9 protein-coding genes are annotated in these 9328 nt (G+C 57.3%); 6 read left to right on the plus strand and 3 right to left on the minus strand.

What is annotated here, in order from left to right:
* Window positions 1–705: 705 nt before the first annotated feature.
* Both RSSM_RS22290 and RSSM_RS22295 read left to right on the plus strand, forming a co-directional pair.
* Window positions 706–1413, plus strand: a complete 708-nt coding sequence (locus RSSM_RS22290) for a FadR/GntR family transcriptional regulator (protein ID WP_236621310.1) — start codon at window positions 706–708, stop codon at window positions 1411–1413.
* Between the two features lie 159 nt (window positions 1414–1572).
* Entirely contained in the window at window positions 1573–2208 is a 636-nt protein-coding gene (locus RSSM_RS22295) for a hypothetical protein (protein ID WP_044303294.1), read from the plus strand.
* A gap of 45 nt (window positions 2209–2253) precedes the next feature.
* On the opposite strand, the gene RSSM_RS22300 is transcribed toward RSSM_RS22295, so the two are convergent.
* Both RSSM_RS22300 and RSSM_RS22305 read right to left on the minus strand, forming a co-directional pair.
* A complete protein-coding gene (locus RSSM_RS22300) occupies window positions 2254–2487 on the minus strand; it encodes a SlyX family protein (protein WP_008684351.1) in 234 nt (77 codons plus the stop codon).
* Between the two features lie 84 nt (window positions 2488–2571).
* Entirely contained in the window at window positions 2572–2991 is a 420-nt protein-coding gene (locus RSSM_RS22305; protein ID WP_044303293.1) for a hypothetical protein, read from the minus strand.
* Between the two features lie 300 nt (window positions 2992–3291).
* Here RSSM_RS22305 and RSSM_RS22310 point away from each other — a divergent pair, with 300 nt between their 5' ends.
* The gene (locus RSSM_RS22310) at window positions 3292–4830 is read left to right on the plus strand and encodes an OprO/OprP family phosphate-selective porin (protein ID WP_236621311.1); all 1539 of its coding nucleotides are present in this window, start codon (window positions 3292–3294) and stop codon (window positions 4828–4830) included.
* 228 nt (window positions 4831–5058) lie between these two features.
* Here the strand turns inward: RSSM_RS22310 and prfB are convergent.
* Window positions 5059–6193 (minus strand): peptide chain release factor 2 gene (prfB, locus tag RSSM_RS22315; protein WP_390174064.1). Its coding sequence is split into 2 segments (ribosomal slippage): window positions 5059–6123 and window positions 6125–6193, totalling 1134 coding nucleotides; the frame shifts between segments, so codons are not numbered across the junction.
* 76 nt (window positions 6194–6269) lie between these two features.
* Between prfB and mnmA the strand changes: the two genes are divergently transcribed.
* From mnmA to mutL, 3 genes are all read left to right on the plus strand, one after another.
* On the plus strand, window positions 6270–7439 hold the full coding sequence (gene mnmA / locus RSSM_RS22320; protein ID WP_008684361.1) for a tRNA 2-thiouridine(34) synthase MnmA: 1170 nt from the start codon (window positions 6270–6272) through the stop codon (window positions 7437–7439).
* A 126-nt stretch (window positions 7440–7565) separates the two neighbouring features.
* Entirely contained in the window at window positions 7566–8420 is an 855-nt protein-coding gene (locus RSSM_RS22325) for a hypothetical protein (protein ID WP_008684363.1), read from the plus strand.
* Window positions 8421–8532: 112 nt separating this feature from the next.
* Window positions 8533–9328, plus strand: a 796-nt coding sequence (gene mutL, locus RSSM_RS22330) for a DNA mismatch repair endonuclease MutL (protein ID WP_008684365.1), incomplete at its 3' end; no start/stop codon positions are given.

Consider the following 9328-nt stretch of genomic DNA (forward strand, 5'->3'; position numbering starts at 1 on the left):
AGGGCTCGTGAGTCACTGAAAGTTTTGGCGACTTTCGCTACGCCCTTGAACCTTCATTCTTAGTCGTGACGCACCACTAAAGCGATACTAAGAAAGGATGTCGCCGATGTTGGCAGGCTTCGGTGGCCTGAGTTCGGGCGACATCCGGCGGTCGATCGGCCACGTCAAATCTCAAGATGCTCTAGCCCGAAGACTGCATTGCCGCACCGCTGCAGTGTCCCGTGTTTGTGATGGATCCGTATGGCATTCTCACGTGAGTTCGGGCGTCCAAAACACTGTGGGCATCGCTAGCATCCTTCTCCTTGTTTCCCCGGGGCTTGCCCGCGCCGAGGGGGGTGTGAGAATCACAGTGGTCGCCGTTCGTCCGAACGTTTCATCATCATTTTTGCCAACGTTTTCCGCTAAGACTGCTGCTGAAGAATGCCCTCTCAGAAGTCCATAGACTTTGCAGGGCAAGGCATTTAATATGAGGGATACGTTGTCGGATTGATGGTCGACGATCCCTTTCGGAGTGGGCACGTAGGTTTGCCGGCGTATATTCCGTAAAAAAGTAGCGTTTTGCGTAAATGCTGCGCGTTACGACGACGGATTGTTTGTAGTCTTGCACCTAGAGGGGCACGTTTTCGATATGTTGGAAAAGCATGTCGTGTCGCTCTCATATCTCACTCGTGATTTGGAACTGATAGCCTAATTTTCATGGAAACCATGCGATCTCGTCGGAACCTTTGTGGCCAAGTCGTTCACGATTTGGGTTGTCAAATTTTGGCTGGGAAAGTCAAACCGGGCGATCCGTTGCCGCAAGAGGCCGTGTTGTGCGACAAAATGGGCGTCAGTCGGACGGTGATCCGCGAGGCGATCAAATCGTTGGCCGCCAAAGGGTTGGTGGATTCGCGAGCGAAGCGAGGCACGATCGTATTGCCTAATCGGTCGTGGAATTATCTCGATCCGGAGGTGCTCGATTGGCAATCGCAGGCGGATACCAGTGATTCGCAGTTGTTTTTCCTGACGGAGTTTCGCCAAGCGATTGAGCCGGCGGCGGCGGCATTGGCGGCGGAGCGGGCAACCGAGGAACAGTTGGAATCGATCCGCGACGCGTTTGAGCGGATGGAGCAGCACACCGACAGCGTGGAGGAATTCCTGCAGGCGGACCTGGAGTTCCATTCGGAAATCCTGCACGCGGCGGGGAATTTGTTCTTCTCTCCCGTTGCGAACGTGATTCATGTTTCGTTGGCGTCGAGTTTGCGCGTGACCAACCGCCAGGCGTCCGACAACCGGACATCCATTCCGCCCCACCGCAAGGTGCTCGATGCAATCAGCGACCGTGATCCCGAAGGGGCGCGTGAGGCGATGCGATCGCTGCTCGATGATGCGGAAGCACGAATCAAAAAGGCAACCAAAGCCGCGTCGAAGTAGTCGGCATGCTTTCCGCCGTCGGCTGGGTTGCTCTACAGCGGATTGAGCGGGTTCGGGTTGCAACGACTGGGCGGACTTTGCGTCCGAGAGAGCCAGCGTGTTGCCGAGTTTTTCCTCGTGACCGCCGCCTCAGTTAGGAACACGAACTATTTTGGGGCCATGAAAAGTGTCAAAGGCCTCTCATCATCGACGTTCCTCTTTCTCGCGGTCTTCTGCTGCGGCGGACACGTTTGCGCGGATTGGTTGACGTTGCCGAGCCGTTTCACGCACGACATGGTCAGCGGTGAACGGGTCGCGCAGTTCGCACCGGTTGAGGTGCCAACGGCAGCGGTCTCGGCACCGTTGAGAACCAGTGGCTACACGCACTTTCGCAGTTCACTCGCCTACGGGCAGTCCGCGGACAACTATCACCAAGTCGAACAGTGGGGCGAACCGGTGCGGCCTTACGGAGAATGGCGGTTCCCGTACCGTCCTTACAGCACCCCGTATCCGAATTGGGGAGCACCCTATGCCGGTTTGAGTTTCAACAATTTCTACCCCGGGTTTGGCCCAGGTTATGGTGGCCCGGGACGTCCAGGCAATGGCGGGAACGCGGTTGGAACAGGAAATGCCGCTGGATCCGGGAATGCCGCTGGATCCGGGAATGGTTGGGATCCGCGGCGGCATGGTCACTCCGGACGACGGCCCAACCCGGCTGCGGGCACGAACGGTTTCGCCCCCTATCCTTCGGGACGAGGCACACCGTACCCGGTCGCGCCCTACTACGACGGTTACTATCCTAACTATCGCGACTGAGACTCGGCGCTCGGAAACGCTGCGTGGTGAGCCTGAAACGGTGGCTCAATAGTGAGGAGGTTTTTCGTCCTCGAGCGTCCCACGTTCTTCGAGTTTGCCTTTGAGTTCTTTGGTTTGATCGACGAGTCGCTGCAGCAATCGATCGCGTGATTGAGCGTCGAGCGACAGTTTGGTGACGATCTCGTTGAGCTGTTCGCAGGTTCGCTGCGTGTGGGCGAGTTGGATCTCGAGCTGCGTGATTCGCTCGGCAGTTGGGTCTGACGGGGATGAGTCTGACATGATTCGATGGTCAGAAAGGACGAAGAAATTGCCAGCGGCGAAGTTGCCTGTGTCGCCGGTAATCCGTTTGACAGTTTCTTCGTTTTAGAGCAACGGCGGCGTGGCGCCGATAGCGGGCGCCGTCGAGGAGCTCGGGACGCGGAGCCAGTCGGTGATCAGGACCCGTTGGACGAGCGGCTCGTCGAGGTTTTGCAGCACGACGTCCATCAAACGTTCGCGGATTTCTTTCTGAGCGGGGTCTGCCAACCAGGCCGGTTCGACTTGGCGGAGCATTTGTTCGGCCGATTCGATGATTTCCATCCGAGTTTGCGTCAATCGTTGCTCGCCGCGGAAGTGTCGGGTTGGGTCGACGACGGCGTGCAAGATCAGCTGATAAACCATGTCGGGTTCGTTGACGTTTTGGAAACGCAAACGGCCGATCTCGACCGCGGAGCTTTCCAGGTTGCTCAGACGGGCTACGCGGCTGCGCACGTATCCGATCACGGCTGCATGGATAGCAACCATGAGTAGGATCAGTGCAGGTGCCCAGAAGCGTCGAAGCAAAGCCACGAGTGAAACCGTTTTCGAATGGAGGAAGCCGTATTGGCCAAAGTCGGTTGACCGAAGTCAAACGATCGCCCGAAGAGCAATCGCTCAATGAATAGGTTGCATTACGCGCCCGAGCAAATGAAACGTCGGGGAAACGGTCCGGTTGTAACGATTCGATCCCACCGCCTCAGCCAGCGGTCGGGTTTTTCCGACAAATGCAATGATGCCGCCTTTGGCGAACGCATTTCCGGTACCGGTACTGATGATCAGACGGATATGACACGAACAACCAGGCTCAACAACGCGAGAGATCGGCGGGAGGCGGGGCGATTTGAGCCGTGTCGCCTGTTGGTTTGCGTTGTGGGGTGGGTGTTGATGATGCCGATCGCCGGTTCCGGCGTAGTACAGGCGGGTGAGGACCATGCGGCGCAGCCTGAGTTTGCGATGATGCTGGAGTCTGGGATGGCGACGGGCCTCGTTTCGGCAGACTCGGTGGATGGGGGTGTCGTCGGAGAGGCTACTGAAAAGGATGCGATTGCCGATGAGCTGGCCGATTTGCGGCGTCAAATTGACGAACTGTGGGAACGGCAAAACAGCGAGCACGTCAGGGCGGCCTACCCGGTGGAGCCGTTTTCGCCGATCGTGACTGAGTGTCATGCGGTGGTCGAAGACGATACACCGAAGTATCCCAGCGTTCGCCTATCAGGATTGCTGCAAACCGATGCGGCTTGGTTCAGTCAGGATGCCGCCAACCGCGCGTTAGTAGGCGATGTCCAAGACGGTTCCGACTTCCGTCGAACGCGATTGTCAGCGGTCGGAAAGGTATGGGACAATATTGGTTTCTGTATCGACATGGACTTTGGGTTTGCGGGGCGTCCGAGTTTCGCCGACGTGCGGTTGGATGTCGAAGATGTCATCCGAAGTTGTGATTTGCGGATCGGCTATTTTCGACAACCGATCGGGATGGACGTGATGACAAGTGCTCGGGAGATGACGTTTCTCGAAAGAGCATTGCCTGCCACCTTTTTGCCGTTTCGTCAGACCGGTGTGATGTTGTCCGGTGTACGTGATGACGAGTTGGCCACGTGGGCGGTTTCAGCGTATCGCTTTCCATCGGATGCCTACGGCGGGAACGTTGGTGACAACGGCGGGTACGCGATGGCGACCCGCGCGACCGGGGTCGTGCTGTCCGATCACGATCAGCAATCGTTGCTGCATATCGGTGGTGCCTACAGTTTGATCGATCCCGCCAATGACGTGCTCCGCTATCGCAGTACCCCGGAAATTTTCATTGGCGAATCAGGTGGTGGTGTTCCCGTCGGAGTGCCCAGCAATTTGCCTCCTTTCGTCGATACCGGAGAGATTGCAACGGAGCATGTGCAATTGTTCGGGGCGGAGATGGCGATGGTTTGTAAATCGCTCTACCTGCAATCCGAAGCGGTATACAGTGTCGTCGAGCAGCAGGCCGGTTCGACGTTGATATTCCCCGGAGCCTACGCGCACGGCGGGTTTTTTCTGACCGGCGAGACGAGAGCGTACAACGGCAAGGGCGGCGTGTTCGGACGAGTCATTCCCAACAAGAGCGTGGGTGCCGAAGGTGGCATCGGGGCGTGGGAAATTGCCGCGAGATGTTCGTATATCGATCTGAGTGACAAGAACATTCAGGGTGGTCGGATGAGCAATTTCACCGCCGGGCTGAATTGGTATCTCAACCCACGGACAAAATTTCAGGTCAATTACATTCTCGCCAACGTATGGCGTTCGGGCGACAGCGAAGCGGGGATCTTCGCCACGCGAGCGCAGATTGATTTCTAGGAACCTATTCGAACACCTCGATCAATGGATCATCCGGCGGGCGTTCGTCCTGTTTGTACTGTGTCAGCCGCGACCAACACCGATCGGCTGATTCGAACTCGGATAGATTCTAAGTAAGAATCGACCCGAGAAGTTTGATGTATGCGGAGTTCCCGCCGAACCGATTGAGGAAGTCGATTCGGCGGGAAGTGTAGTTGGGGCCGCGATCAAAACAGAAACGCACGTCGTCTATTCATCATCATCCGAGTCGTTTGCAACGGCTTCGGTCTTGCCGGCTTTGAGACGCAGGAAGGCGTCGAAGAAACCTTGCAGTTCGCTGCCGTTAAGGACGCTTTCGAAGTTCCCGACGTAGTGTCCGGTACGAGAGTCTTTGACGCGTTGGTCGGGGTGCAGGAAGTAGTTGCGGATCTGACTTCCGAATCCCGTTTTTGCTTGGGTTGCGTATTTGGACGCTTCCTCCGCTTCGCGTTTTTCCTCTTCGATACGTGCCAATTTCGCACGTAGCATTTTCCACGCGGTGTCCCGGTTTTGGTGTTGGCTACGTTCGTTTTGGCATTGGACGACGGTGTTGGTGGGGATGTGGGTCAGCCGCACGGCACTGTCCGTTTTGTTGACGTGTTGGCCGCCTGCTCCACCGGCGCGGTAGGTGTCTTCGCGGACGTCTTTCTTTTCAATATCGATGTTGATGGATTCATCGATTTCGGGAGAGACGTTGACCGCCGCGAAGCTGGTTTGGCGTTTGCCTTCGCTGTTGAACGGGCTGATCCGGACGAGCCGGTGCATTCCCTGTTCACCTTTGAGGTATCCGTACGCCATCGGGCCGCGGACTGCGATCGAGGCGTTGTTGATGCCCGCCTCTTCGTTTTCCTGTCGATCGAGCAGTTCGATTTTGTAGCCTTGCCCGACCGCCCAGGCCGAATACATTCGCAGCATCATGTCGGCCCAATCGTTGGCGTCGGTACCGCCGTCGCGTGCGTTGATCGTGACAATTGCCCCGGCCGAATCGTGCGGGCCGTTGAGCAACGCCTTGAGTTCGAGGTCATCGAGGACATCTTCGAGACGCTGGATTTCGGCGCGAAGTTCCTCCTCGATCGAGTCGTCTTCCTCGGCCATTTCGAACAACGCGTCGAGGTCTGCGGCCGATTCCGAAAGATCGTCGAGCGGTCCGACGATCCCCTTGAGGGTCTTCAACTGCATGACGACCTTTTGAGCCGCTTCGCTGTTGTCCCAGAAATCGGGGGCCGCCATTTGGGCCTCGATGTCGTTGATTTTCTCGGTCTTGGCAGCGTGGTCAAAGAGAGTCCTGCAGTTGGACGAGGCGAGCGCGGATCGTTTTGCTGCGGTTGGTCAGGTCAGCGTCCATGACGGATTGGACTCCATGGGTATGATAAGGGAGATTGTCTTTTCTAGCTCAGAGCTTTTTAACTAGTTGTTTATACATGTCACGTGTCGTTCTCGCGATGAGTGGTGGAGTTGATTCCAGCGTCGCGGCCCATCTGCTCACCCAAGCCGGTCACGAAGTTATCGGTGTTTTCATGCGGCACGGAGAGGCCTCCGCATCGGCCTGCCGCATTCAGACCGATGACGCCGCGGACCTGAATCCGTTGGGGTTGCCTGTGTTGGGAGGCGTTTCGACGTCGACGGGCAAACGTGCTGACCACAAACAAGGGTGCTGCAGTGCGACCGACGCGGCGGATGCACGTCGTGTGGCGATGTCGATGGATATCCCGTTCTACTCGCTCGATCTGCAGGAAGACTTCCGCCGGATTGTGGATTATTTTGTTGATGACTATCTGAACGCGCGGACACCGAACCCGTGTGTGAAGTGCAACAACTGGATCAAATTCGGCACTCTTTTTGATTATGCCGACGGGGTCGATGCGGACTATGTTGCGACTGGCCACTACGCTCGTATGAGCGAAGACGCCACCGGTCGGCAACTGCGACGCGGGCTCGATGATTCCAAGGATCAGTCGTACGCTTTGTTCGGGATCGGTCGCGAGCGGTTGTCGCGGATGATGCTGCCGGTGGGCGACTACGAGAAGTCTCAAATTCGCGAAATTGCGGCTTCGTTGGGTCTAGGTGTCTCAGAGAAAAAGGACAGCCAAGAGATTTGTTTCGTCACGCAGGGTCACCACAGTGATTTCGTGAAATCGCGGCGGCCGGACATGGTCGGGACCACCGCGGGAGAAATCGTGACGCTCGACGGACGAGTCGTCGGTGAGCATGACGGGTTCGAAGCCTACACCGTCGGCCAACGCAAGGGGCTCGGCGTCGCATTGGGCAAGCCGAAGTTCGTGGTGCGCATCGAGCCGGAAACTCGCAGGGTGGTATTGGGCGACGCGGAAGATCTGTTGGCACCGGGCTTGATGGCGGACGAAGCCAACTGGTTGATTGACCCAAGTGATTTGCCTGAGCAGGTCAGCGTGCAGATTCGATACAACGGCCGCCCGCACGCGGCGCGTGTTCTCGTCGATGAGTCGGACCCGAATCGGTTCGAGGTTGTTTTTGCCGATCCTCAAAAGGCGGTGGCACCGGGGCAGGCAGCAGTCGTTTACGATGGAGAACGTGTGTTGGGTGGTGGATGGATTGTTCGCCCGAACGATTAGTTCGGGAGACGTGTTGGACCTCCCAGTTCCCAATATTGGGCCGTTCCTAAAATCACGCTGTTCCGGAATCTCGCGTGATACACACCTGCGGTGACCACAAATCAAACACGATAGGCGTCCGTTAGCTTGCCGAACATTTCCACCGAAAGTGTGTCGTCGCGGGAACGACGTTTGGAGTTTGCCATCGGGCGAGGATGGTGGATCGTGCCAACGGTTTACTTCGTTGGTCAATTCATCGCTTTTTTCCTGATCGAGTTGGTCACCGGTTTCAAAGGCCTTAGTCCTTTGGATTGGTTGTTGTTCATTTCGTTGACGGTGGGGTCGCCGACCGTGGCTGCGATCTTGTTCTCGCCCGGATTTCGGTGGCGCCATTTTGCGATGGGCTGTGTCGCGTTGATGCTCTCGAGCATTGTTTTTTCGTTCGAGGGTGAGGCCGTTTTCTCGTTTTTGGTGGTTTCCTCCGTCGTCGCTGCGATACAAGTTTTCTTCATGCGACTCTCGCGGATGCCACCGTGGGTGATACGCCCGGCCCGAGCCAAGCGGCATCAGAAGGCGTCGATCGGTTGGTTGTTGGGAATGACGGTTGTTGCCGCGGTGCTGATTGCGGTGATCAGGGTGGAGGATGATAGCCGTCTGTACCTCACTGCGTTTGCATACCTGGGGCTCGCGGTTTTGGCCGGTTTGATGGGCAACGTGATCGCGTTTTGGCGGAGGCCGTGGTTGCGATGGTCGGTGGTGTTGTTGGTCATGGGGGTGGGGTGGGGCGGTATGTTGGCGGCCGACGCCGGGATTTTGTCGTTGGCGGCGTGGGAGTCGATCGAGAGAATGGATCGTTATGTCAGCAAAATCGTCTGTTTGGCCCCCGCGGCAGCGTTGGCGAACGTGGTGGTCGTGCATCGCGCGATGAGAATTCAATTCTCTCGATCTGGGAAACCTGATTGGGGAAGGCGGCCCGCAAATGCCTCTGTCGTGCGGCATTAAAGCGGAACCAAGTCCCCTTTTTTACGCAATCGGATCCAGGCAGCGTCGGGCCGGAGTCACTTCGGCGGGGTTTGCGATTGTCCGGCGATTCTCATCCGTTACATTCAATCGCATGAGCGCTACCTCCACCCCCACGACGACTGAACCGACCGCCACCGAAGCCAACGGAGGTTCACCGCCACCTCCCGCCGGCCCGCGAATTATCCGTCAATTGCCGCCGCAACTGGTCAACCAGATTGCGGCAGGTGAGGTGATCGAGCGGCCCGCTTCGGTGGTAAAAGAGTTGCTCGAGAACAGCATCGACGCGGGGTCATCGCGAGTCGAATTGACGATCGCCGGTGGTGGCGTTGAGTTGATTCGTATCAGTGACGACGGTTGTGGGATGACGGCGGAGCAGTTGCCTCTCGCGGTGACCAGTCATGCGACGAGCAAACTGCCCGAGGACGATTCGTTGTTCCATGTCGGAACGCTGGGGTTTCGCGGCGAAGCACTTGCGTCGATCGCGAGTGTTTCTCAAATGACCATTCGCAGTCGCGCCGAGGGGGCCCAGAGCGGTAGCCAGCTTGATATTCGAGGCGGCGTGATCGAGTCGCCGGGGCCGTGCGGTTGCCCGGTTGGGACGACGATCGAAGTTCGCAATCTGTTTTTCAACACGCCCGTTCGTCGCAAGTTCCTCAAAACTCCTCAAACCGAACGCGGGCATATCGTTGAGGCGTTCACGCGTCTTGCCTTGGCCAACCCGAAGGTGCACTTCGTCCTTCGCAATGGCGACAAGGAGATGTTTGACTTGTTGCCGACGCCACGTTGGGCGGATCGCATCGAAGCGTTCTTCGGAGCGGAGATTGCGGAGTCGTTGATCACGATCGAGAGTGACGACGCGCAGGTGAAGATCTTTGGCTACGCGTGTG

This window comes from Aporhodopirellula sallentina SM41 (genome assembly GCF_000346505.1).
In the GTDB taxonomy this organism is placed as follows: Bacteria; Planctomycetota; Planctomycetia; order Pirellulales; family Pirellulaceae; genus Rhodopirellula; species Rhodopirellula sallentina.